General features: G+C 34.5%; 23 protein-coding genes. 11 read left to right on the top strand and 12 right to left on the bottom strand.

Annotated features, from left to right (window positions below; translation table 11 throughout):
- Positions 1-58: 58 nt before the first annotated feature.
- The gene (locus tag ABEB31_RS09600) at positions 59-1,891 is read right to left on the bottom strand and encodes a hypothetical protein (protein ID WP_347051310.1); all 1,833 of its coding nucleotides are present in this window, start codon (positions 1,889-1,891) and stop codon (positions 59-61) included.
- A gap of 2 nt (positions 1,892-1,893) precedes the next feature.
- Positions 1,894-2,526, bottom strand: a complete 633-nt coding sequence (locus ABEB31_RS09605; RefSeq protein ID WP_347051312.1) for a hypothetical protein — start codon at positions 2,524-2,526, stop codon at positions 1,894-1,896.
- A 201-nt stretch (positions 2,527-2,727) separates the two neighbouring features.
- Here ABEB31_RS09605 and hemB point away from each other — a divergent pair, with 201 nt between their 5' ends.
- The 3 genes from hemB (at position 2,728) to ABEB31_RS09620 (ending at position 4,694) form a co-directional block, all read left to right on the top strand.
- Complete coding sequence (hemB, locus tag ABEB31_RS09610) at positions 2,728-3,723, top strand: porphobilinogen synthase (protein ID WP_347051313.1); 996 nt, start codon at positions 2,728-2,730, stop codon at positions 3,721-3,723.
- A 2-nt stretch (positions 3,724-3,725) separates the two neighbouring features.
- Positions 3,726-4,124 (top strand): c-type cytochrome, encoded by a 399-nt coding sequence (locus ABEB31_RS09615; protein ID WP_347051315.1) that lies wholly within the window; start codon positions 3,726-3,728, stop codon positions 4,122-4,124.
- A gap of 123 nt (positions 4,125-4,247) precedes the next feature.
- Positions 4,248-4,694, top strand: a complete 447-nt coding sequence (locus ABEB31_RS09620; protein WP_347051317.1) for a GyrI-like domain-containing protein — start codon at positions 4,248-4,250, stop codon at positions 4,692-4,694.
- Positions 4,695-4,747: 53 nt separating this feature from the next.
- Here the strand turns inward: ABEB31_RS09620 and ABEB31_RS09625 are convergent, their stop codons facing one another.
- On the bottom strand, positions 4,748-6,805 hold the full coding sequence (locus tag ABEB31_RS09625; RefSeq protein WP_347051318.1) for a M13 family metallopeptidase: 2,058 nt from the start codon (positions 6,803-6,805) through the stop codon (positions 4,748-4,750).
- 226 nt (positions 6,806-7,031) lie between these two features.
- On the opposite strand from ABEB31_RS09625, the gene ABEB31_RS09630 reads away from it, so the two are divergent.
- The 3 genes from ABEB31_RS09630 to feoB all read left to right on the top strand — a co-directional run bounded on the left by ABEB31_RS09630 (position 7,032) and on the right by feoB (position 10,140).
- Positions 7,032-7,697 carry an SCO family protein gene (locus tag ABEB31_RS09630; protein ID WP_347051320.1) on the top strand — a complete coding sequence of 222 codons (666 nt, stop codon included), beginning with the start codon at positions 7,032-7,034 and terminating at the stop codon, positions 7,695-7,697.
- A gap of 104 nt (positions 7,698-7,801) precedes the next feature.
- A complete protein-coding gene (locus ABEB31_RS09635; RefSeq protein ID WP_243232176.1) occupies positions 7,802-8,041 on the top strand; it encodes a FeoA family protein in 240 nt (79 codons plus the stop codon).
- On the top strand, positions 8,041-10,140 hold the full coding sequence (feoB, locus tag ABEB31_RS09640) for a ferrous iron transport protein B (protein ID WP_347051322.1): 2,100 nt from the start codon (positions 8,041-8,043) through the stop codon (positions 10,138-10,140). Before ABEB31_RS09635 ends, feoB begins: the two co-directional genes overlap by 1 nt.
- Before the next feature lie 434 nt (positions 10,141-10,574).
- Here feoB and ABEB31_RS09645 read toward each other — a convergent pair whose 3' ends face one another.
- The 3 genes from ABEB31_RS09645 to ABEB31_RS09655 form a co-directional block, all read right to left on the bottom strand.
- Positions 10,575-11,228: an HD domain-containing protein gene (locus tag ABEB31_RS09645; RefSeq protein WP_347051324.1), complete on the bottom strand. Its 654-nt coding sequence runs from the start codon at positions 11,226-11,228 to the stop codon at positions 10,575-10,577.
- Positions 11,229-11,360: 132 nt separating this feature from the next.
- Positions 11,361-12,353: an acyl-ACP desaturase gene (locus tag ABEB31_RS09650; protein WP_347051326.1), complete on the bottom strand. Its 993-nt coding sequence runs from the start codon at positions 12,351-12,353 to the stop codon at positions 11,361-11,363.
- A 43-nt stretch (positions 12,354-12,396) separates the two neighbouring features.
- Positions 12,397-13,143, bottom strand: a complete 747-nt coding sequence (locus tag ABEB31_RS09655; protein WP_347051328.1) for a lysophospholipid acyltransferase family protein — start codon at positions 13,141-13,143, stop codon at positions 12,397-12,399.
- A 202-nt stretch (positions 13,144-13,345) separates the two neighbouring features.
- On the opposite strand from ABEB31_RS09655, the gene ABEB31_RS09660 reads away from it, so the two are divergent.
- The 5 genes from ABEB31_RS09660 (at position 13,346) to ABEB31_RS09680 (ending at position 17,301) form a co-directional block, all read left to right on the top strand.
- On the top strand, positions 13,346-13,615 hold the full coding sequence (locus ABEB31_RS09660) for a hypothetical protein (protein ID WP_347051329.1): 270 nt from the start codon (positions 13,346-13,348) through the stop codon (positions 13,613-13,615).
- Positions 13,603-14,355 (top strand): ATPase, encoded by a 753-nt coding sequence (locus tag ABEB31_RS09665; protein ID WP_347051331.1) that lies wholly within the window; start codon positions 13,603-13,605, stop codon positions 14,353-14,355. The genes ABEB31_RS09660 and ABEB31_RS09665 overlap by 13 nt, the downstream gene beginning before the upstream one ends.
- 2 nt (positions 14,356-14,357) lie before the next feature.
- Entirely contained in the window at positions 14,358-14,762 is a 405-nt protein-coding gene (rnpA, locus tag ABEB31_RS09670; protein WP_347051333.1) for a ribonuclease P protein component, read from the top strand.
- Between the two features lie 71 nt (positions 14,763-14,833).
- A complete protein-coding gene (locus ABEB31_RS09675) occupies positions 14,834-15,658 on the top strand; it encodes a DUF4349 domain-containing protein (protein ID WP_347051335.1) in 825 nt (274 codons plus the stop codon).
- 2 nt (positions 15,659-15,660) lie between these two features.
- Positions 15,661-17,301 (top strand): S41 family peptidase, encoded by a 1,641-nt coding sequence (locus ABEB31_RS09680; protein WP_347051337.1) that lies wholly within the window; start codon positions 15,661-15,663, stop codon positions 17,299-17,301.
- Positions 17,302-17,363: 62 nt separating this feature from the next.
- On the opposite strand, the gene ABEB31_RS09685 is transcribed toward ABEB31_RS09680, so the two are convergent.
- From ABEB31_RS09685 to ABEB31_RS09710, 6 genes are all read right to left on the bottom strand, one after another.
- The gene (locus tag ABEB31_RS09685; RefSeq protein ID WP_347051338.1) at positions 17,364-17,810 is read right to left on the bottom strand and encodes a GNAT family N-acetyltransferase; all 447 of its coding nucleotides are present in this window, start codon (positions 17,808-17,810) and stop codon (positions 17,364-17,366) included.
- A 157-nt stretch (positions 17,811-17,967) separates the two neighbouring features.
- Positions 17,968-18,609: a DUF1579 domain-containing protein gene (locus tag ABEB31_RS09690; protein WP_347051340.1), complete on the bottom strand. Its 642-nt coding sequence runs from the start codon at positions 18,607-18,609 to the stop codon at positions 17,968-17,970.
- Positions 18,610-18,739: 130 nt separating this feature from the next.
- Complete coding sequence (locus ABEB31_RS09695) at positions 18,740-19,708, bottom strand: DUF4837 family protein (protein ID WP_347051341.1); 969 nt, start codon at positions 19,706-19,708, stop codon at positions 18,740-18,742.
- Between the two features lie 47 nt (positions 19,709-19,755).
- Positions 19,756-21,570 (bottom strand): LysM peptidoglycan-binding domain-containing protein, encoded by a 1,815-nt coding sequence (locus ABEB31_RS09700; protein ID WP_347051343.1) that lies wholly within the window; start codon positions 21,568-21,570, stop codon positions 19,756-19,758.
- Positions 21,571-21,680: 110 nt separating this feature from the next.
- On the bottom strand, positions 21,681-22,868 hold the full coding sequence (locus ABEB31_RS09705) for a phosphoglycerate kinase (protein WP_347051345.1): 1,188 nt from the start codon (positions 22,866-22,868) through the stop codon (positions 21,681-21,683).
- A gap of 159 nt (positions 22,869-23,027) precedes the next feature.
- Entirely contained in the window at positions 23,028-24,008 is a 981-nt protein-coding gene (locus ABEB31_RS09710) for a PorP/SprF family type IX secretion system membrane protein (RefSeq protein WP_347051347.1), read from the bottom strand.
- Position 24,009: the final 1 nt, after the last annotated feature.

Consider the following 24,009-nt stretch of genomic DNA (forward strand, 5'->3'; position numbering starts at 1 on the left):
TTTTCAAAAAAAATCCCTGAAACAATTGTTATCAGGGATTTTTGATTTGAATTTTTCTTTATTTAGATGTCATTTCTTCAGCAAGATCCAGAGTCTGCAAAATGATATTTTTATCTGATTTTTTCGTATTTAACCTCAATATAAATTTGAATTTATTGTCGGTCAGTTTTTTTGGGGATTCCATAGAAAAATCCGAAAACTGATTAGTCATTTTCATTAACAGCGTCAAATCAGATTCTTTGGCATTCTTACCAAAAGTATGCACTGTTTTGGCAATATCCATCTTTCCTAAAATAGAATTTCTGCTCAAAGCTTTTTTGGTGTCTTTTATAAAAGAACCATTTCCATTACTAAAATAAGCCTTTGTATTGGCAACAACCACGACATCTTTGTCTTTCATAATAAAAATATCACCATAATCCTGTGTTCCAACTACGGTATACGAATTTCCGTTTTGCGTCAGTACTTTTTTACGGACACCCAACTGTAACAATTTATCTCCAAATGTGGAATGCGTAGAAGTAAAAATGAAAGAAAACAACGGAATTTGTTTTTTTACTTTTTCCTCTGTTATTTTTTCTTCAAAATTCTCATCGTAATCGTACTTTTTAGTCATAACCTCAACTTCTTTCATATCATATAAAAAAGCGCTTAAATCGCCATCAAAAAGTTTGGCTGTGGCTTCTTCATCAACAATGGTAGAAATTAAATCTGTAACTATGCTGATATCTTCTTTTCCAAATTTCGGAGTCTGGAACAATTCAGCCGTCAAAGAAGGAAACCTTTGAAGCATTTCCTTTGTATTGATGTGATACGTCATATAACCCAAAGGTTTTTCAGCAGGAAAATAATTATAGATATTTTTATTGATTTTTCTATTGCTGATTTTGCTTATATCGTTTGCAATTTCAGGAGAATATTCAATAATTTCTTCCATTCTTGCATTGTCATTATCGAAATAAAAGTCGAGATTAATTCCTTTTATAAAATTCGCGAAATTCTGCTGCATTGGTAAATATTTGTCATATCCGCCAAACATCGCCATTGGCACGCTGTAAGCAGAATATAAACTCGAAATTGCTCCGCCGTAATTTACCCAGGAAGAAATGTCTGCCGATTCATTTATTTTTGTCGAATTTGGCGCTGTAAAACCATTTTCGAATAATTTTTTTATAATCACACTTTGCTGTTCTGCTAATTTTCGATCAAATTCTGCCTGCTCCAGTGTATATTCTTCATACGGATTTCCATCATAAGTGTAATCCTCATTCACGCCATTTTCAGTCTCAGCAATCGGCGCGTCCGTTACAATTTGCGGCGGCGGCGGAACTTCGTATTGTGCCTCTTTTTCATCAATATCTACAATTACATCGCTCGCCTGAGTGTACGCCGAATCGATATAAGCCTGCGAATTATCAAATTTTGCAGGCAGTCTTTTCGTCAGCTCAAAAACAATCAAATAATTTTCATTCCATGCAAAAGACTTTTTTGCTCCGCCCGGCGTATAAACAGAATATTTAGCAAAATCCTGAATAGCAGCCTTTTTAACCGAATCCCTGGCAGCAAATTTCTCCGTCAAATATTGTCTGACGGCATCTTTGTTCTTTATCGGAATGGTAACCTGATAATACGGAATACTGTCTAAAAAATTTCCGTGAATGGTCATTTTTTGATTCAGCTGCATTATAGACGCATATTTTCTAAGATCAAAATCGGGTTTTTTACTGGTATATTTCGTTAATATCGGATGATTTAAAACTTCTTCGATATTTACTTTTTTCGAAAGCTGACTTCCGTTAAACTGCACAAAATAATCGTATTGGTCGGATTTCGCCTGAGCGAAAGTAAGATACGAGGCGAGTAATAAAATTAAGGTGTAAAAATGCTTCATAATTAAGGCGTTAATTGGATGGTATTATTCATTAAAGTCGATTTTTTAAATACGCTGTACAAACTTTGTTTTAAAAAAACCGTTTTTTTATTTTTAGAAATTTTGCTATTCGGATTTTCGACTGCCAGAATATCTTTATCAAAAGTATAAATAGCAATAATACTCGCTTCTTCCAAATCTTTCTTTTTCTTCGGATCATTTACCACTTTTTCAGGTATTGGATAAGAGGCCATCCGCTCGAAAGTTTTTCCGCTTCCGCTAAAGTGAATCTGATCACGCTGATTGTTTATCGTGTTTACAACGGCATTCAACGCTTTTAGACTGGCGTAGTTGAGTTTGATTATAAAGACATATTTGTCAAAATCTGTTTTTGTAGTGACATTCGAAATGCCGTCAATTTTCAATGCTTTAGTTTTAAAGTCATTCAGTTTTCCGGTAATTTCCTGTTCGTTCGGAATTTTGACTCCATCTACCTCTTCCAGCCAGATAGCCGATTTAGTTTTGAACCAGGATTTAGAGAAATCGATCATCAGCGTATATTCGCCGCTTTGATCGTCGTGGTGTTTAATACGTTCTGTTATTTCAAAACAACTTGTCAGGAGGAAACAACAGCATAGAATGAGAATTTTCTTCATCTCACAAAAATAAACGAAAAAAGTCACAAATTTTAGATAATATTAACTCATTCTTAGAAAGTCTAAAAGTTTGGTTTTGTTCCTTTTTACTTAACTTTGCAACGCTGTTTAAAACAGTATTCCTCAAAAAAAACAATAACATTTTTAGAAGTTAATATTTCAGCAGAAATCTAAAATCTAAAATCTAAAATCTAAAATTATATGTTCCCACTTCACAGAGGCAGACGATTAAGAGTTAATGAATCTATTCGTTCTTTAGTTCGCGAAACAAGTTTAAGTCCGACCGATTTTATGTTTCCGATGTTTATTACGGAGGGCGAAAATTACAAAGCAGAAATTCCGTCCATGCCGGGAATCTTTCGCAGATCAATCGATTTGACTGTTGAAGAAGTAAAGGAGATTTTTGCCTTAGGGATTCGCGCCGTTAATATCTACGTAAAAGTGAGTGAAAACCTAAAAGACAATACCGGAAAAGAAGCCTGGAATAAAGACGGTTTAATGCAGCAGGCTATTCGTGCCATTAAAGCTGCGTGCCCGGAAATGATTGTGATGCCAGACGTCGCTTTAGATCCGTATTCGATTTATGGTCATGACGGAATTATTAAAAATGGCGATGTAGAAAATGACACTACGGTTGATGCATTAGTAAAAATGGCCGTTTCTCATGCGCAAGCCGGTGCCGATTTTGTAGCGCCGAGTGACATGATGGACGGAAGAATTTTACGCCTTCGCGAAGGTCTGGATGCTGCGGGATTTCATAATGTTGGAATTATGAGTTATTCTGCCAAATATGCATCGGCATTTTACGGTCCGTTTAGAGATGCTTTGGATTCAGCTCCAAAAGAAGCCGATATTGAAATTCCAAAAGACAAAAAAACCTATCAAATGGATTATGCGAACCGCATTGAAGCCATCAAAGAAACATTATGCGATGTTGAAGAAGGTGCCGATATGGTTATGGTAAAACCTGGAATCGCTTATCTTGATATTGTCCGTGAAGTAAAAAATGCGGTGAATGTTCCGGTAACGGTTTATCATGTTTCGGGCGAATATGCCATGATCAAAGCCGCTGCCGAAAGAGGATGGCTGGACAATGACAAAATTATGATGGAACAGTTAATGTGCATCAAACGTGCAGGTGCGAGTTTAATTTCGACGTATTTTGCAAAGGAAGCAGCAATACTTTTAAACAAATAAGAATGAAAAAAATACTATTCTTAAGTGCTGTTTTGGTATTTGCATCCTGTAAAAACGAAAGCGCAGAAAAAGTAGCAACCTCAACAGAAAGTCAGATTGAAGGTGAGCCGTCTAAAGCTAAAACTCCGGAAGCTCTGGGAAAAGAAATTTTTCAAGGAAGAGGAAATTGCACAGCTTGTCACCTGCCTGATCAAAAGGTCATTGGCCCAAGCATTAAAGAAATTGCAAAAATCTATAAAGATAAAAATGGCGATGTGGTCAATTTCCTGAAAGGACAGAAGGATCCTATTGTAGATCCGAGTCAGTTTTCGGTCATGCAGACCAACTTTGAAATCACAAAGGCAATGTCTGATGAAGAATTAAAAGCAATTGAAACTTATATTTACAGTAATTTAAAGTAATTGACTTTCCATATAAAAAACGGCGCTACTAATTAGCGCCGTTTTTATTATAGCCTGTTACTGCTGACAAACTGTTGTCACCTCAGAGTTTTAAATTTGTGGGATACAAAAAATTATATAACAATGAATATTCAAAAATTCAATATCATCGGAATTGCGGTTCGAACAACAAATGAAAACGGTCAATCCGGGAAAGATATTCCGGCTCTTTGGACTCAGTTTTTATCAACAGAAATTGCCAGTCAGATTCCGAACAAAATAAATTCGGATCTAATTTGTGTTTACACCGATTACGAAAAAGATCATACCCGACCTTACACCACAATTCTGGGCTGCGCGGTCGACAATTTAGACACGATTCCCGAAGGAATGACAGGAAAAACAATAGAAGGATTGACTTATGAAAAATTTACTGCGAAAGGAAAACTTTCTGAAGGAATTGTTTTTAACGAATGGCTGAAGATTTGGAGTTCAGATTTAAAAAGATCTTTTACTGCCGATTTTGAAATTTACGATGAGAAATCTCAAGATCCCGAAAATGCAGAAGTAGACATTTACATTGCCATTTAAGACCATAAAAAAAGGCGCTTATTAAAAGCGCCTTTTTTAGATTTATATGGTGATTACCAGATTTTAACTCGTTTTTCCGGCTCCACATACATTTTATCACCTTTCTTAATATCAAACGCTTTGTAAAAAGCATCAACATTCTGAATTGGCACATAAGCTCTGTACATTCCCGGGGAGTGCGGATCTGTTTTTACCTGATTCTTAATTGCTTCATCTCTTGTTTTTGTTCTCCAAACGGTAGCCCAAGAAATAAAGAAACGCTGCTCCGGAGTAAATCCGTCAATTAATCCCGGATTTCCATTTTGTTTCAAATACAATTGTAAACCATCATAAGCAGCATTAATTCCGCCCAAATCTCCGATGTTTTCACCTAAAGTGAAATTTCCATCCACGTGAACTCCCGGTAATGGCTCAAGAGCGCTGTATTGATTTGCCAAATCGGTTCCTAAAGCTGTAAATTGTTTTAAATCTTGTTCTGTCCACCAGTCTACTAAGTTTCCATCAGCATTGTAACGTGCTCCTGAATCATCAAATCCGTGAGAAATCTCGTGACCGATTACAGCACCAATTCCTCCATAATTTACCGCTTCGTCAGCCTGGTAATTGTAGAAAGGAGGTTGTAAGATTGCAGCCGGGAACACAATTTCGTTATAAGACGGATTGTAATACGCATTTACCGTTTGAGGTGACATTCCCCATTCTGTTTTATCAACTGGTTTACTCAGTTTTTCGATGCTTTTCTGGAAATTCCATTTCGATAAATTTTTATTGTTATCAAAGTAAGTTCCGCCTTCTGCAACACTTTTAATTGTCAAAGCAGAATAATCTTTCCATTTATCAGGATATCCTATTTTGATTGTGATTTTATTTAACTTTTCAACTGCTTTTACTTTTGTTTCAGCAGACATCCAGGTTAAAGAATTAATTCTGTTCTGATATGCCAAAATCACATTCTGAATCATTTTCTGCGCTTTATCTTTTGCTTCGGCAGGAAATAATTTTTCTACATAAAGTTTACCCAGAGCTTCTCCCACTCTTGAATTTACAACAGCAAGCGCTCTTTCTTCTGCAGGAAGTTGTTTTATGGCTCCTCTTAATGTTTTGCTGTAAAAATCGAAATTAGCATTATCGATTTCTGTTGTTAATTTACTTGCAGCACCATTTATCAAATCCCATTTTAAATATTCTTTCCACTGTGCCACTTTATTTGCTGTAAAAACAGTTTGTAAAGCGGTCATATATTTAGGTTCAGAAACAATTACAGAATCTAATTTGGTAATTCCCAAACCTGCAAAATATTCATTCCATTTTATTGCCGGAGTTAGTTTTTGAACATCTGCAACAGTCATTGGGTTGTATTGCAAACGGCTGTCTCTTCTTTCAACCCTGTTTAATCTTGGTTTAGATAATTCTGTTTCCAGAGCCAGCACTTCAGCAGCACTTTGTTTTGCTTTTGCCGGAGATTCACCAAGAAATTGCAGCATTCTCGCAACGTGCAATTCATATTTGGCACGTTTTTCTTTAGAATCCTTATCATCGGAAGTGTAGTAATCTTTGTCCGGAAGTCCCAGTTGACTCGGACCAAGATTGACAGAATTCTTGGAACTGTTTTTATCATCAGCTCCAATATAAATTCCGAAGAAACCAGAACCACCTTCTTTTTCCATTTCTGTCAAATATTTCTGTACATCAGCAACATTTTTAATGGCATCAATTTTTTTCAGATACGGTTTTAAAGGCTCAATTCCTCTCTTGTTTCTTCCTACCGTGTCCAAAACCGTATTAAATAAGTTTACAGCTTTTCCCTGATCGGTATTCGATTTGTAATTTGGATTTTTAGACGCGTCTTTCAAAACCGTCATTACATCTTTGTCCGTTCTTTTAATCAGCTCGTTAAAACTTCCCCACGTTGTACGATCACTTGGAATTTCAGTTTTATCCAGCCACGTTCCGTTTACATATTTAAAAAAATCCTCACTCGGGCTTATTTTTGTATCCATATAAGATACATTGATACCTGGTTCTTTTGGTGCTGTCTGGGCCTGAACTGAAGTTATTGCAAACATTGCAGAAACAACACCAAACATAGGTTTAGCAAATTGTTTTTTCATAAAAAGTTATAGTTTAAGGGAAAATACAAACATATTGTTATTATTTCAAAATTTGTGTTAAAATTCTAACTGTAAAGGTAAAAAGAGACATAAATTTCACAAACAGCCGTTTTAATACAAATTTATAAGTCTATCTATGAATTTAAATGTTACAAAGGCTGTTAAAAAAAGTAGACAGTAAACTTTTTGAAATCTGCTTTTTGTATTTTTGCACCAAATTATTTTTATGAAATCGCTTTTATACAAATACCGTAAATTCTTTATTGTTTTAATAATATTTTCGGTAGTTACGATATCTCTTTTTTATTCTGCTTTAAAACCAAAAAAGACATTACCCATTTACAATCCCGCTGATGTCAATCCGGAATTAGTAGACAGCACCATTCAGTACAAAAGTAAATATCACACCATTGCCGATTTTTCATTTATAAATCAAAATGGTGATACGATTACGCAAAAGAATTACGAAGGAAAGATTTATGTTGCAGATTTCTTCTTTACCACCTGCGGTTCTATTTGTCCTAAAATGTCAACTAATCTTGTTGAGGTTCAGAAAGCTGTAATTAATAATCCTAAAGTAATGCTACTTTCCCACACTGTTTTCCCCGAGGTGGACAGTGTATCGGTTTTAAAAGCATACGCTATTAAATATCGAGTGGTTGACAGTAAATGGAATTTGGTTACCGGAGACAAAAAGGAAATCTATTCCATGGCCAGAAAATCATATTTGGCTGCAAAACTCGGAAGACCAGATCAGCTTTATGATATGGTGCATACGGAGAATTTTGTTTTGGTTGACCAAAAGCGCCGTGTCCGCGGATTTTACGACGGAACAAACAAGGAAGACATAAAAAGACTTTTAGAAGATATTGATTTCCTTTCAAACGAGTAAAATCCTTTATTTTTAGAAACATTTAGCATATGTCGAGGTGTTAAATATCTTGGAATACAGAATAATTGCCTACTTTTGCAATCTAAATTCAATCTAAATAAGCTTTGCAAAATACAATTCATACCTTAAAAAAAGGCGAGAAAGCCATTATCAAAGATTTTGATATCGATCTTATTCCACTTAAGTTATTAGAAATGGGTTGTTTGCCAGGCAGTTTGGTTGAATTATTACAAATTGCACCTTTCGGAGATCCGTTATATTTAGATATTAATGGTTCCCATGTAGCCATTCGCATAGAAACTGCTCGTGAAATTGAAGTTGAACTTATTCAAAACAATTTATAATGAGCGTTCAGAATATCAATGTTGCCCTTATCGGAAATCCGAATACCGGAAAAACGTCTGTCTTTAATCAGTTAACAGGTCTTAATCAGCAGGTTGGAAATTATCCCGGAATAACTGTTGAGAAAAAAATAGGCTTCTGTAAACTGCCCAATAACGTAAAAGCAAATATTCTTGATTTACCCGGAACCTATAGTCTGAACGCGAGTTCGATGGATGAAAGTGTGGTAATTGAGCTTTTGTTAAACAAAAACGACAAATTATATCCGGATGTAGCAGTAGTGGTAACAGATGTTGAAAATCTGAAACGAAATCTGTTGATTTATACGCAAATAAAAGATCTTGAAATTCCGACCATTCTGGTTATAAATATGTCCGATCAAATGGAACGAAAAGGAATTACTCTGGATATTCCGTATTTGGAAGAAAAATTAAAAACTAAAATTGCGTTAGTAAGTTCACGGAAAGGTCACGGAATCGAACAACTAAAAGAACTAATTGTTTCTTATAAAACCATAACTCACGAACCTTGTTTAAACGCGTCTGTAATTGATCCTGAATATTTTGAAAAATTAAGGCACGCTTTTCCCAATCAATTGATGTACAAATTGTGGCTTGTTATTACTCAGGACGTTAATTTCTCAAATTTAGACCGAAATGAAGTCCGCAGTACTCTCACCAAATCACATTCGGAGTTAAAACGCTTACAACAAAAAGAAACCATAAAAAGATATCAGTTTATAAATGATGTTTTAAAAGAAGGTTTAAAAGTAGATGCCACAATGGCAAAAGACATCCGTGCCAAATTAGATCGTGTTCTAACCCATAAAGTGTGGGGCTATGTGATTTTCTTTGCCATTTTATTTCTGATATTCCAGTCCATTTTCAGCTGGTCAACGATTCCAATGGATTTTATTGACAGCACTTTCGCCTCTTTAAGCGGATGGGTTGCGCAGGAATTGCCAAGCGGAATCTTAACCGATTTACTTTCGCAGGGAATTATTCCGGGAATTGGCGGTGTTATCATTTTTATTCCGCAAATTGCTTTTTTATTCCTGTTCATTTCGATTCTGGAAGAAAGTGGTTATATGAGCCGTGTGGTGTTTTTAATGGATAAAATTATGCGCCGGTTTGGTCTTTCGGGAAAAAGCGTTGTGCCGTTAATTTCGGGAACAGCTTGTGCAATTCCTGCAATTATGGCGACAAGAAATATCGAAAACTGGAAAGAACGCCTCATTACGATATTAGTAACGCCATTTACTACTTGTTCGGCAAGATTACCGGTTTATGCAATTATTATTTCTCTTGTAGTGCCCAGTAAACGTCTTTTTGGGTTTCTGAATGTTCAGGGACTAACCTTAATGGCCTTATATGTTTTAGGTTTTACTGCTGCTATTTTGTCGGCTTATATTTTAAATAAAGTCTTAAAATTAGAATCGAAAACGTATTTCGTTGTAGAAATGCCAAGTTATAAATTACCGCTGTTTAAAAACTTGGGAATCAATGTTGTAGAAAAAACAAAAGCATTCATAGTTGGCGCGGGTAAAATTATCTTAGCGATTTCTGTTATTTTATGGTTTTTAGCCTCGTACGGACCCGGAAAAGAATTTAATGAAGCTGAGACAATCGTTAAAGAGCGATTTACAAATACAACTTTAGACGAAACGCAGTTTGAAAATGAAGTTGCTTCACAAAAATTAGAAAATTCATATATCGGTTTAATGGGAAGAGCGATTGAGCCGGCTATCCAACCTTTGGGTTACGACTGGAAAATCGGGATTGCCTTAATCAGTTCGTTTGCTGCACGCGAAGTTTTTGTGGGAACTCTGGCCACGATCTATAGCGTCGGGGATACCGATAACGAATCGACGATAAAAAGCAAAATGCAGGCAGAAATACGTCCGGAAACCGGAAAAAAAGTATTTGACTTCGCGACCGGAATATCTTTATTACTGTTTTATGCATTTGCGATGCAGTGCGCCAGTACTTTAGCAATTACAAAAAAGGAAACCAATTCGTGGAAATGGCCTGCGATGCAACTCGTTCTTATGAGCGGATTAGCTTATTTTGCTGCACTAATTGCTTATCAACTTTTAAAATAAAAAAGAAATGATTCAGGAAATTATAGCCTTCGCCATATTAGGAATTGCAGTTACTTTTTTGATTAAAAAATATTTTTTTAAATCTAAAAAGAAAAAAGACTGCGGCGATGGAAATTGTGGCTGTAGTTAATTATCATTTTTTAAAGACATATTAAAAAAGCACAATAATTACAGAATTAAATTTCTGCATTCATTGTGCTTTTTATTATTAAAATGTCCTATTCTGTTATTTTTAAACCTTAAATAGACAAATTGTATATTTTTATAAAATTACTTTTGATGTTTAAAATCTACTAAAATGTCAGAAGAAGATAAAATAGAAATAGTTAGAGATAATAGAGTGGCTCGTTTATTATGGTTTGGACTCGGTTTTGTCTGTGCGTTCTTAATTACGCACTTTTATCACAAAGCATTATGAACAATGTTGATCAACTCTATTTAATCCCTTCCCACTCCGCATAAAATTGACCCAGAAATACTTCCATAAAACGGTGTCTTTCTGCTGCGATTTCTTTTCCTTTCGTCGTATTCATTTTATCTTTCAACAGCAAAAGTTTTTCATAAAAATGATTAATTGTCGGAGCATTGTTTTTCTTATACTCTTCTTTGGTCATATTGGTTACCGGTTGAATTTCGGGATTGTATAATGTGCGATTCTTAAATCCTCCATAATTAAAAGCTCTTGCAATTCCAATGGCACCAATGGCATCCAGACGATCGGCGTCCTGAACAATATCCAACTCGACAGAAGAGAATTTCTTTTCGAAATTTCCGCCTTTATATGAGATATTTTCAATTATACTCACAACATGGACAATTACTTCCTCAGAAACATTTTCGGCTTCTAAAAAAGCTCTTGCTGTTTTCGGACCTATGGTTTCATCTCCATTATGAAATTTACTGTCGGCAATATCATGAAGTAAAGCACCCAATTGCACAATTGTACTATCACAATCTGTATCTTTTGCAATCAAAAGGGCATTTTTGTAAACACGCTCAATATGAAACCAATCGTGCCCGCCTTCGGCATCATTTAGTTTTTCTTTTACAAAAGTGATTGTTTTATTGATTAATTCTATAGTGCTCATAAAAATGTTTTAATTATAAAAAAATGTTGATTGCTAAAGATGTCTCATCTTCAACAATCAACAAATATATATTCAATTGCAATATCAATTTAAAATTCCAAAAATCTAAAATCAGCAATCTTAAATCTAAAATTAAAGTCTCGCCGGTTCAACCCATTTAAAAATGTGTCCTTCAGCAGGAATAACCAGTCTTTCTGAAATTCTTGCCATACGAGCCGGTAATTTCATCAAATAATCACGTGCTTTTTCTGCTTCATCGGTTAAATTAGTGATTTTATCCACTTCCCATTTCGTGATTAATTTCTGCATAATATCAACATAATCGTTTGCTGTGTAAACACCAATACGTTGTGCTGAATCGGAGAACTGCTCAAAAGCCGAACTAATTTTCTGTCCGGATTCTCTCAAAAAGTGCGCTGGCATAACGATTTTCTGTTTCATCATGTATTGAAAAGCCAACATCATTTCGCTGGGATCAACCTGAAAAATTCTGGTAACAAATTCGCTGTATGCATGATGATGACGCATTTCGTCGCCAGCAATCATCTTACACATTTTAGACAATTTATTATCGCCAAACTTTTTAGCTATTTGTGCAACACGATTGTGTGAAACATAAGTCGCTAATTCCTGAAAACTGGTATACACAAAGTTTTTGTATGGGTCACTACCCGTTCCAATATCAAAACCGTCGTTGATTAAATGCTGTGTGGTCATTTCGATTTCACGCATGTTTACGCGACCAGACAAATACAAGTATTTATTTAAAAGATCCCCGTGGCGGTTTTCTTCTCCGGTCCATTGACGGATCCATTTAGACCAACCGTTTCCACCATTTTCAATCTGATCTATTCCTTCTACATCCATCAACCAGGATTCGTAAGTAGGTAAAGCCTCTTCGGTAATTGTATCACCAACAAGCGTAACCCAGAAATCGTATGGAAGTTCTTTAGCAATTTCGCGTAGTTCTTTTACCTCTTCAAAGAAATTTTCTCCTTCAGAATTAGGCAAAAAATCAGACGGCTGCCAAATTGTTTCAACCGGAATTAAATACTGTTCGACGAAGCTATCCACGTTTTTTTCCAAAAACTGCATTACTTCTAATCTAATGTTTTTTATAGACATTACTTATTTTAGATTTGGGTTATGTTTTAGCTCGGACTAAAACTTAAACCTGTTTATACTCGTTTATTCCTTCTTTAACTGCTTTTTCTGTCAGCGCCATCAGCTCTTCAAATTTGTAATCTTTAACAGCCATTGCTTTATGGGCAGTAAATTTGAGATGATTTCCTAAACCGACAGGAAAAAAACCAAACTTCACCATTTTCCAGGAATTATTAATACTCACTGGCACAACATACGCAGAAGGCGCGTATTTGCATAAAATTTTTAAACCGCTTTGCGCAAATTCTTTAGGAACGCCCGTTTTACTTCTGGTCCCTTCCGGGAAAATTACGGCAGATCGTGTATTCTTTTCTATATATTCAGACAAGCCTTTGATAACTGGTATCGCTTGTTTAGGGTCTCTACGGTCTATTAAGACAGATCCTCCATGCTTCAGATTATAAGAAACACTTGGAATTCCGCTGCCTAACTCCTTCTTACTTACAAATTTACAATGAAAACGTCTAAAGTACCAAATCATTGCTACGATATCGTACATACTTTGGTGATTGGCCACAAAAATGATAGGAACACCATTCGGAATTGTGTCTACATTTTCAATTGTATATCTTGTACCTACTAAGTTAGTGCATTTTAAGAGAAAAAAGTTCAAATAATCCACACTTTTTTTATGTGCCTGATAACCGAATACATTTAAGCAAATCCATTGAATGGGGTGAAAAACAACCAGACACAAACCAAATAATAAATAGTAAACTACCGATATTGGATACGAAATTATTTTTTCCATGCTTAAAAATTAATGCGCAAAAGTAGTAAATATATTTTTAGACTTATTAAAATTGAAAACAATAACCATTTTTATGGTTTAATTGTACCTTTGCATCAAAATTTGCAAATTTTTTCTGAATTAATCCATTCCACACCTTGTAATATGCAATATTTATATCAGATAAAATCGTAAATTTGACAGTAAACATGTTTTTAAAGTCATGAAAAGTAAGATCGCACGTTTTGTAATAAAACAACACAAGGAAAAACTAAGTTCAAGTGAAACAGATATTTTAATTAAATCTGCATCACGAAGTTCAAGTTATGCAATTAGGGAGTCTAAAGCTTTGGGACTTAGTATAAAATCAATTTCCGGCAAAAAAATAATAGAAAAATTACCAACAGGAGAAATAAAAGTAATTCGAAATTTGCAAAGTAAAACCACTTCAGAAAATGGTTTGAAAAAAGGAATGGTATTATGCAGGAAATAAAAAAAAGATTGAGAATATTTGCAGGACCAAATGGTTCGGGCAAAAGCACTCTCTTTGAAGAATTTTCAAAACATTACAATACCGGGTATTTTATTAAGGCTGATTATCTTGAAAAAGTTCTTCGAAGTAAAGGTCTAATTGATTTAGATTTCTATGGCATTAAAGCGACATCTAAGGACTTAAAAAATTTCTTAAAAAAAGAAAACACTAAAACCTTAATTGATACTGCTGCGAATAAAGGATTTGGGATTGCTTTGGATATAAATGAGAATTTTATTCTGTCACTTTCAAAAAAGCCCAACAGTTACGAAGGGTCACTTATCTCATCTTTTTTGCGGGAAAAACTTCTAAATGAAAACAAAAGTTTTTGTTTTGAAACAGTTATGAGCCATACTTCAAAATTAGATGATATTAAAGAAGCAAACGCTCTGGGTTATACAACTTATTTGTATTTTGTATGTATCGATGATCCGGAAGTAAATATCTCCAGAGTTGAAAACAGAGTCCAGAAAGGCGGTCATGCAGTCGATTCTGAAATAGTAAAAAGCAGATATTCAAGAACGTTGCACAATTTATTTCCTGCAATAGAATTTTCAAATAAGGCTTATTTATTTGACAATTCTGGAGACAACCTAACTTTAATTGCAGAAATATATGATGCAAAAGCATTAAAGCTTTATATCAATGAAGAGGATTTTCCCAATTGGTTTAAAGATTTTGTATTAAATCATTTCATCTAATAATGAACTTCACTTACCCTAAAAACGAGCGTTTAAAAAGCAAAACCACAATTGGATTTTTATTTTCTGATGGAAAATCGGTTTCTAAATATCCGTTGCGTTTGGTTTACCGTCGGGCGGATGAGCATTCTCAGGGGCAAACTAAAATCGGAGTTTCGGTTTCCAAGAAATACTTCAAGAAAGCCGTTGACCGAAATTATTTCAAAAGAGTTTTAAGAGAAACTTATCGTCTCAATAAACATCTGCTTATGGATAATCTGGATCAGCCATATTCAATCATGCTTTTTTATCAGACCAAAGACCGATTATCTTACGAAGAAATCAATACCAAAATGATTCAGTTGTTTGAGAAATTTTCATTGCAAATCAATAAAATTGAAGATTCTGAAAAGAAAACAGAATCGTAAATCCAAAAACGTAATATTAATAATCAAATTAGACAAAAAAATCGTAGTTTTAGCTCTAAATTGAATTGTATATGCGACATTTATTATTATTGTTAATTTTCTTTTCTGTTCTAACGGGATGTAAAAAATCTTATGAGCCTAAAGAAAATTTGTCTGTGCAAACTGTAAATTTACCTCCAAAAAGCGAATCTGAATCTTCTGATGAAAGTCCAAGTGAAACTCCTCCGCCAAAAGTGGAACAAAAAATCATCAAAGAAGCAACTTTAAGATTCGAAACAGATGATCTTGAAAACACTTTTACTCAAATTCAAAAAGCGGTTTCTGCGAATAAAGCAAAAATTATAAACGATTCTGAGGGAAAAGATTTTGCCACTGTTTTTAGAAATCTTACTATAAAAGTACCAAGTCAGAATTTTGATCGTTTTATAAGTGATATTTCAAAAGGTGTTTCGTATTTTGAAGTCAAAAACATATCTGCAGAAGATGTTACCGAACAATTTATTGATTTAACATCAAGATTAAAAACAAAGAAAAAACTCGAAGAACGTTATCTGGAAATTTTAAAAAAAGCAAATAAGGTAAGTGAGATTTTAGAAATCGAAAAGCAGATTTCTGCCATTCGTGAAGAAATCGAAGCCAAAGAAGGTCAGCTTAAATATCTGGAAAGCCGTGTTTCTGAAAGTACCGTTACAATTGAATTTTACAAAACGATAGCCGAAAAAGAAGGCGTTAAAATCTCTTATGGATCCAAATTGTGGGCCGCTGTAAAATCGGGATTTTATAGTTTATCGGATTTCTTAATTGGACTTATCAGTATTTGGCCGTTTGTTATTATACTATGTATATTGGCCTATTTTATTAGAAAAAGATTTAGAAGAAGAAGAAAAAAAGAATAATCATGTATCCATATTTCAAAAAGAAATTCATTATACCTGTCACTGTGGCGGGAATGTTGTTTGTTGGTGCCAGTTTTAAAGAAGATTTTTTTGAAATTGCCAAGCAGATCGAGATTTTTACAACCTTGTTTAAAGCTGTAAATACGAATTATGTAGACGAAACCAATCCGGGTGATCTGATGGATAAAGCCATCAAAAACATGCTGGCAAGTCTGGATCCGTATACAGTTTATTTTAACGAACAGGATGTAGTTAATTTTAAAATCAACAATACCGGAGAATATACTGGAATCGGTGCTTTGATTTCCAGAAAAAAAGATCGCTTAATTGTTCGTGAACCTTACAAAGATTATCCTGCTGACAAAGCCGGACTAAAAGCAGGTGACGAAATTATACAGATTGGAGATATTATGATTGCCGATTTTAAAGATGATGCTTCTTCTTTATTAAAAGGAACAAAAAATACAAAAATCAATATCAAATACCTGCGTCAGGGAAAACCTTTTACTACGGTTTTGGTTTTGGATGAAGTAGATATTAAATCGGTGCCTTTTTACGGAAAAATTGATGAGAAAACAGGTTATATTGTTTTGGCACATTTTAGCAGAAAAGCTTCAAACGAAGTAAAAGACGCACTTGAAAAACTAAAAGCTGACGGAGCAACACAAATTGTTTTGGATTTAAGAGGAAATCCCGGCGGATTATTAAATGAAGCTATTGATATCTGTAATTTATTTGTTCCGAAAAATGAGGTTATTGTAACTACAAAATCGAGAATTGAGAAACACAACAATACTTATAAAACGCAGAAAGAGCCGATTGATACCCAGATTCCACTTGCCATTTTAGTAAACGGAAGAAGTGCTTCTGCGTCTGAAATTGTTTCCGGTGCTTTACAGGATCTGGATCGCGCAGTGGTTTTAGGAAGCAGAAGTTTTGGAAAAGGTTTGGTGCAGCGTTCTGTAGATTTAACTTACGGAACTCAGTTAAAAGTAACTATTTCCAGATATTATACACCTTCAGGAAGATGTATTCAGGCTTTGGATTACGCGCACAAGGACAAAAATGGTGTTGCTCAGAAAACAGATGCCAAAAACTTTAATGCTTTTAAAACCAGAAAAGGAAGAACCGTATACGATGGCGGCGGTGTATTACCGGATATTGAACTTGAAGAAGCAAAAACAAGCGCTATTGCAACGGCTTTAATTAAAAACGATGGTGTTTTTGATTATGCTACCACTTATTATTATAAAAATCCAAATTTGGGTGACAAAATCCCAACTTTGACAGATGCCGACTATAACGCTTTCAAACAATATCTAAAAGTTAATAAAATCACTTTTGATACCGAAACCGAAGTTGCTCTGAAAAACACTTTAGCTGCAGCGAAAAAAGAAAAAATCGATGAAACAATTACTGGAGAATATCAGCAGTTATTGAATGCTTTAGAAAAAAGCGAAACTACTTTACTGGATAAAAACCAGAAAGAAATCAAAAACATGATTTTGGAAGAACTGATTAAAAGGTATCAATATCAGGAAGGCTTATATCAATATTATATCAAAAATAATTCTGAAATTAAAAGGGCGGTTAATGTCTTAAACAACCAGACCGAATATAAAACGATTTTAAAGATGTCATAATATAAACATCCTATTTACATAAAATTAAAAGAGGCTGAAATTAGAATTTCAGCCTCTTTTATTTATTCTCGTACCATCTCAATATGCGGAATATCATCTTCCAGATACATTTCGCTGGTTTGCACAAAACCGTGACTTTCGTAGAATTTCTTCAAATACAATTGCGCGCCAATTGTAATTTTATCTTTTCCGAATTTCGATTTAATAGCGGTAATAGATTCACGCATTAAATCATGTCCCCATTTCCTGTCTCTGTAATTTTGGTCTACCACCACCCTTCCAATAGAGGCGTTATCAAAACTAATCCCGGCATCAAACAAACGGGTATAGGCCACAATTTCGCCATCAAATTCTCCAATTAAGTGTAAAGCTTTTTGGTCTTTTCCGTCAAGATCCAAATAAACGCAATTTTGCTCCACTACAAAGATTTCACTTCTCAGCTTAAGCAAATTATATAACTCATGAACAGTTAATGCCTCAAAAGGCTTTATTTTCCATTTTAATTCCATTCTTCTATTTTTTTGCCACGAAGGCACGAAGTCGCTAAGTTATATTATTTTTTAGCTACGCTAAAATTTTTGTAGCAAAGGCACAAAGTTTATTTCAATTCGCTGTGAAATAAGCTTTGTGCCTTTGCTACTTTGTAACTTTGTCCCTCAGAAAAAACTATTTTTTTGTCATTACAATTTCCATGCTTTTATATTCTGAACCGTTTTTGACATCGAACATTTCCATTTTTCTGGTTTTTGCATCGACGATGGTATAAACTTCTCTGTAGGGTGCTTTTTTGCCCGTTACAGGATTTACCAACTCGCCTTTATACGTTATGCTTTTTGAGCCGTCATCATATGTTCCGACAGCCGTCATTATTCCGGTTCCCATATTGTCAATAAAAGTGGTAGTGAATTCTTTACTCGCGTTATTGTATGCCACCGTACTTTTTCCTTCAAATGGCTGCCCCATTATAGTTCCCTTATAATTTGCTTCCTGATAGCGTCCGCCGAGAATCATTTTAACATCTGCTACCGAAGTGGCTTTTTCAGGTTTTGCATTTGGTTCGTACCAAAAAGTCATATCACAGTTCCATGTTCCGGTTTCATCTGCTAGCAATTTGTGCTCGGTTCCCGGTGTAGCATATGCCTGCCATGCTTTTACTTCGGTAGCAGAATCTACAGGCTGTTCAACTGCTGGTTCCTCGGTTACTGTTGTATCCTTATCTTTTGTTGTGGTAACTTCTGGCTTTACTTCTTTTTTACAGGAAATAAAACATAATGTTATCCCTACTAATACTGTGGTTAATTTTTTCATAACTATTTGTTTTAAAGTTTGTTACAAACAATATTACGAAAAAAAATTGTCTTGCTGTGGTTTAAAGTTTAATCATTAGTAAGAACGAAGTAATTAATTGGAAAAACCTTCCAAAATAAAAAATCAAAATCTAACGTTTGTCAATTCTTACGGTTTTTATGATTGCTTCCAAATCCAACATGAGATCGCGTTCCTGATGTGAGGGTGAATAACAGAACCCTTCTATAACCAAAAGCCGATTAAAGGTTTCATCTACGAACGCATAATTAATAAAAGGTCCGGTCATAAAATCGTTTTTTAATTCCCAGGTTCCTTTGGTTTCGAAAACATTTTTATTGTCGATCATAGTCTTCGAAAAATAAGGGGCATACGCCTCACTTGTAATCATCTGCGTATTCAGCTCGCGTCCCTGAATGTATTTTCCAACTGAATCGCGCATTTTTACAATGGCGTTTACGACATCTTTTTTCTTTTTAAAATTGCGAAGCGGAATTTGATAAATCAGCAGACTGGTGTTGCCACTTATGATTTCTTTTTTCAGCCAGATAAATTTCTTTTTGTGAAGCATATATTCGTATCCTGTCGGAATCTGAATATTGATATGAAATTTATTTTTTATGATGGCTTTATTCAACAGTGAAGCACTATTGTCCTGCTGAATTTTTTCGATTTCGGCATTGCGGATAATTTTGATGATTTCGGGCGAATTCAGTTCGATACTGCAAATAATATCGTCTACAGATTTGCCGTAAATGCGAAAAGTGTTGTGTGGTAAATTTTTACTTCGAATGACTTCGAATTTTTCTGCCGCGGTTTTTTTGACTACAATTATACTGCGGCTGTCGGTAACAAAACCTTCCAGCAATCTTGCCGGATATTGATTAATGGTAAAAAGAGGCTCTTCCTGTGTTAGCCCAAGAACGGGCGAAGCAAATTTATTCCGAATACTGTCACCAACTTCTCCATACCATAACTGATCGTCTATAATGACTGAAATAGCATTTGTTTTTCCTGAAACAGTCTGGCTTTGTTTTTCTCCTTTAAAGCAAGAGATCAGCAAAAATGGAAGTAATAAAAATAAAAAATGGGTTTTATTCATTTTATTAATTTATGAAATAAAACCCAAATTTAAATAAGATTTTTCTTTTATCCGTTTATTTTAAGTTTCATTCCCGGTTTAATATCTTCGTCTTTAATACCATTCCATTTTTTAATATCTGAAATTGTTACCCCAGGATATTTTTTTGAAATGCTGTATAAAGAGTCACCTTTTTTAACGTAATAATCTTCACCAAAATTTTTAGACGGTGCTTTTTTCTTAAATGAATCAATCGAATTTGAAGCAATTGCAGTTGTAGCCGGTTCTTCAATAACTACAGAAGCTTTAGAAATAATAAGCGTTTTACCTAATCCAATAGTATTTGATGATAAATTATTAAGTTCTTTTAACTCCGCAATAGTCATACCGAATTTTTTTGCAATACTTCCTAAATTGTCTCCGGCAGCAACTACATAATCCTGATTACTTGTTGTTTTATCTTTATCATCTGCAGTTGCAATGACAGATTCTCCTTTGTCAATAGATGGAACAGCTTTAAATACCGGCTGATCTTCAAACTTGATTTTAAGATTTCTTCCGACAGCAACGCTATTTGTTTTTAAATTATTCCATTTTTTAATCGATGCGCTGCTTACATTATATTTTGAAGCAATTGCCCCAAGGTTATCCCCTTTTTTAACTTTATACGACAGGTATTCATTATCATCTTCTTCAATAACAGATTTAACTACTGCCGGTTTTACTTTTGGAGCATATTTAACTGCTAATCTTGATGAAGTTGATTTATGTTCTGTATCGTGCTTAACGTATGCATAGATCTGATCTTCGTTGGAAACAAATGTTGCGATTTTATCTTTTGGAAGACGAATAAAATGTTGTTCTCCCTGATAGAAAGGAATTACACCCATTTTATAAGATGGATTTAAAAGCTGAATTTGTGATTGTGGCATGTCTAATAAATCAGCAAGCTGTTTAAAAGATATTTGATTTTTTACACAAACTGTATCGGTCTCGAAGTTTTTAACCACAGCTCTTTGCGGATTGATTCCGTGTTCTTTATGATATTCAAAAAGGTACATTGTAGCAAGGAAAGCAGGAACATAACCTTGTGTTTCTTTTGGCAGATAATTACGAATGTCCCAGTATTTTGTTTTTCCGCCAGAACGACGAATTGCTTTGGTAACATTTCCCGGACCGGAATTATAAGATGCTAAAACCAGTTCCCAGTCTCCAAATATATTGAACATTTTACTCATATATTCTGAAGCTGCTGCTGTCGCTTTAAGAGGATCACTTCTTTCATCAATATACGAATCGATTTTTAAAGCGTATTGTTTGCCGGTACCGTACATAAACTGCCAGAGTCCCGTGGCGCCCATTTTAGAAACTGCTTTAGGATTTAAAGCAGATTCTACAACGGCTAAATATTTAATTTCCAGAGGAACATTTTGTTTGGCAAAAGCATCCTCGAATATTGGGAAATAATATTCTGATAAAGACATTAATCGTGAGAACGATTTTTTACGGTTCTTAAGAAATGACTTTATTATATTTTCTAAACCCTGATTGTATTCGATTTCAAAAGGCGATTTCTGATTCATTGCAACCAATCGTTCTTTTAACAATTCGGTTGGAAGCTCCTGATCAACGGTAACATCCTTATTAATAGTCTGGATATCTTTTGTTAAATCGTCGTAAATATCTAAACTTACTAATTCATTCATCCATAAACTATCGACTTTGGTCGCCAGATTGTCTTTTTTGAATGTACTTTTAATAGAATCCAGATAAGAAAGTTTTACTTCGGGTTTTTCTACCTCAGCTTTTGCAATATCTTGTGCAAAAGCGGCCATAGAAAATAAAGCAGAAATGACTAATGAAAATCTTTTTATTACAATCATATAACATTTTTTTAAAATTCTATAAATCAATCGAATATAAGAGTGTTACTTTTGCAAACTTAAGCCCTTTATCGAATAAAACTATGTAAAAAAATGTTAATTGTGATATTTTAGTCTAAAATCGCAGCGATTCCAGGTAAAACTTTTCCTTCTAACATTTCAAGCATAGCCCCGCCACCAGTAGAAACATAGCTCATTTTGTCTTCAAATCCGAATTGTTTTACGGCTGCAACAGAATCTCCTCCTCCAACTAATGAAAAGGCACCTTTTTCGGTTGCTTCTGCAATATAATCGCCTAATGCAATAGTTCCTTTAGAGAAATTTTCCATTTCAAAAACGCCTAATGGGCCATTCCAAAGAATAGTTTTTGACTCTAAAATTACTTTTTTGAAATTCTCCAGAGATTTTGGACCTGCATCTAAACCCTGCCATCCGTCAGGAATTGCTGTTACATCAACAACCTGAGTATTTGCATTGTTTGAAAAATCATCTGCGGCAATAACATCAACCGGAATATGAACCTGAACGTTTTTTTCTTTAGCTAATCTTAAAATTTCAAGTGCTAAATCTAATTTATCATCTTCGCAGATCGACTCACCGATTTTTCCGCCCTGAGCTTTAATGAAAGTAAATGTCATTCCACCTCCAATAATCATGTGATCTACTTTATCTAAGATGTTTTCGATAACGGTAATTTTAGATGAAACTTTAGATCCTCCAAGTACTGCTGTAACTGGTTTTTCGCTGTTTTTAAGCACTTTATTTAAACTTTCAATCTCTTTTGCCAATAATGTTCCGAATGTTTTATCGTTTGGAAAAAATTGTGCAATAATAGTAGTAGATGCGTGCGCTCTGTGGGCTGTACCAAATGCATCGTTTACATAAATATCTCCAAGAGAAGCTAATTCTTTAGCAAAAGCTACATCTCCAGCTTCTTCTTCTGCATGAAAACGTAAATTTTCTAATAATAAAACTTCACCCGGTTTAAGGTCTTTTGCTGCTGCCTGAGCTTTTTCGCCAACACAGTTGTCAGCAAATTTAACCTCAACTCCTAAAATTTCTGAAGCTGTTTTCAAAATATGCTTTAGAGAGTATTTCTCTTCTGCTCCTTTTGGTCTTCCTAAATGTGACATTAAAATCACACTACCGCCTTGTGCTAAAATAGCATCAATTGTTGGTTTTGCAGCTTCGATACGTGTAGTATCTGTTACCTTAAAATTTTCATCCAATGGCACATTGAAGTCAACACGGATAATGGCTTTTTTATTTTTAAAATCGAAATCGTTTAAAGTTTTCATCTGTTAATTTTTTATAATTTTTTGAAAGAATAACAAATATAGAACTTTTACAGTACTCTAAATTTCAAATAAGCAAAAATAACAGTTCATTAAAAACGAAAACGTTGTAAATTATGAAAACCAACAAATTAATTCTCAAAAATGATAAAATTACTTTGTTTAATCGTGAACCGGACTTTGTGTACAAGGACAGTTACTGATAGATTGTAAGAAATCGAATCCGATTGTAATAGAATGTGTTCCTGAATTGTAAGCTCCAAGACCATTAAACATTATCTGATAAGAATAGGCAAAATAGAATTTTGATTTCATAAATCCTGCCATTGGTCCAGCTGCCAGTGGTTTTGGAAATTGGTCATTTAAAAAACGGTATGAAACTCCGATCCAGTAATAATCTTCGTATCTATTGTATCTTCTGTATTTGAAGTTAAAATCGGTTGTCGAACGTCCATCACTAGCAAAATACTGTAAGAAAACAGATGGTTCGTATTCTATACGTCTATTTTCTCCGTCTTTAAAAGTAAATCCAGAATAAACCTGAAAATTCGAAAGCAAAGATGGTTCGTTTGTTCTTTCCTTGGTTAAGTTTTTCTTTAAAACGTTGTTGGCATTAAAACTCAGGTAAAAGCCTTTTTTACGATACAAGGCACTCACATCAAAGTTATTATTTGATGTCTGACGATTATCTGTTATAGAAGGATCAATAATTGTTCCCGGACCATTTACGTCGCCCGTGAAATTACCTGTTTCTAAACGAAAACTATTAAAGTTATACGAAATACCAAAGGACAGATATTGTTCTGAATAATAATCTAAAATAAGGTGATGCGCAAAAGACACTTTAGCTCCTGTTTGCCTGGTATTACCGTTACTGTCATTATACAATGACAAACCAACACCTGAACGGTCTAAAATTCGAAAATCGGCATACAATGACTGGTTATCTGGTGCATCTTTAATTCCGACCCATTGCGTAAGACCATTGGCTCTAATACGAAGATTATCTCCAATACCGGCGTAGGCAGGTGAAAGAATAAAAGGATTATCAGCCAAATATTGAGTAAACACTGGTAGGTTTAACTCCTGGCTGTAACTAGTTGTTACAGCCATGAGTACTAAGGATAAAATAAACTTTTTCATT

The organism is Flavobacterium olei, from assembly GCF_039749035.1.
GTDB classification, from domain to species: domain Bacteria; phylum Bacteroidota; class Bacteroidia; order Flavobacteriales; family Flavobacteriaceae; genus Flavobacterium; species Flavobacterium olei.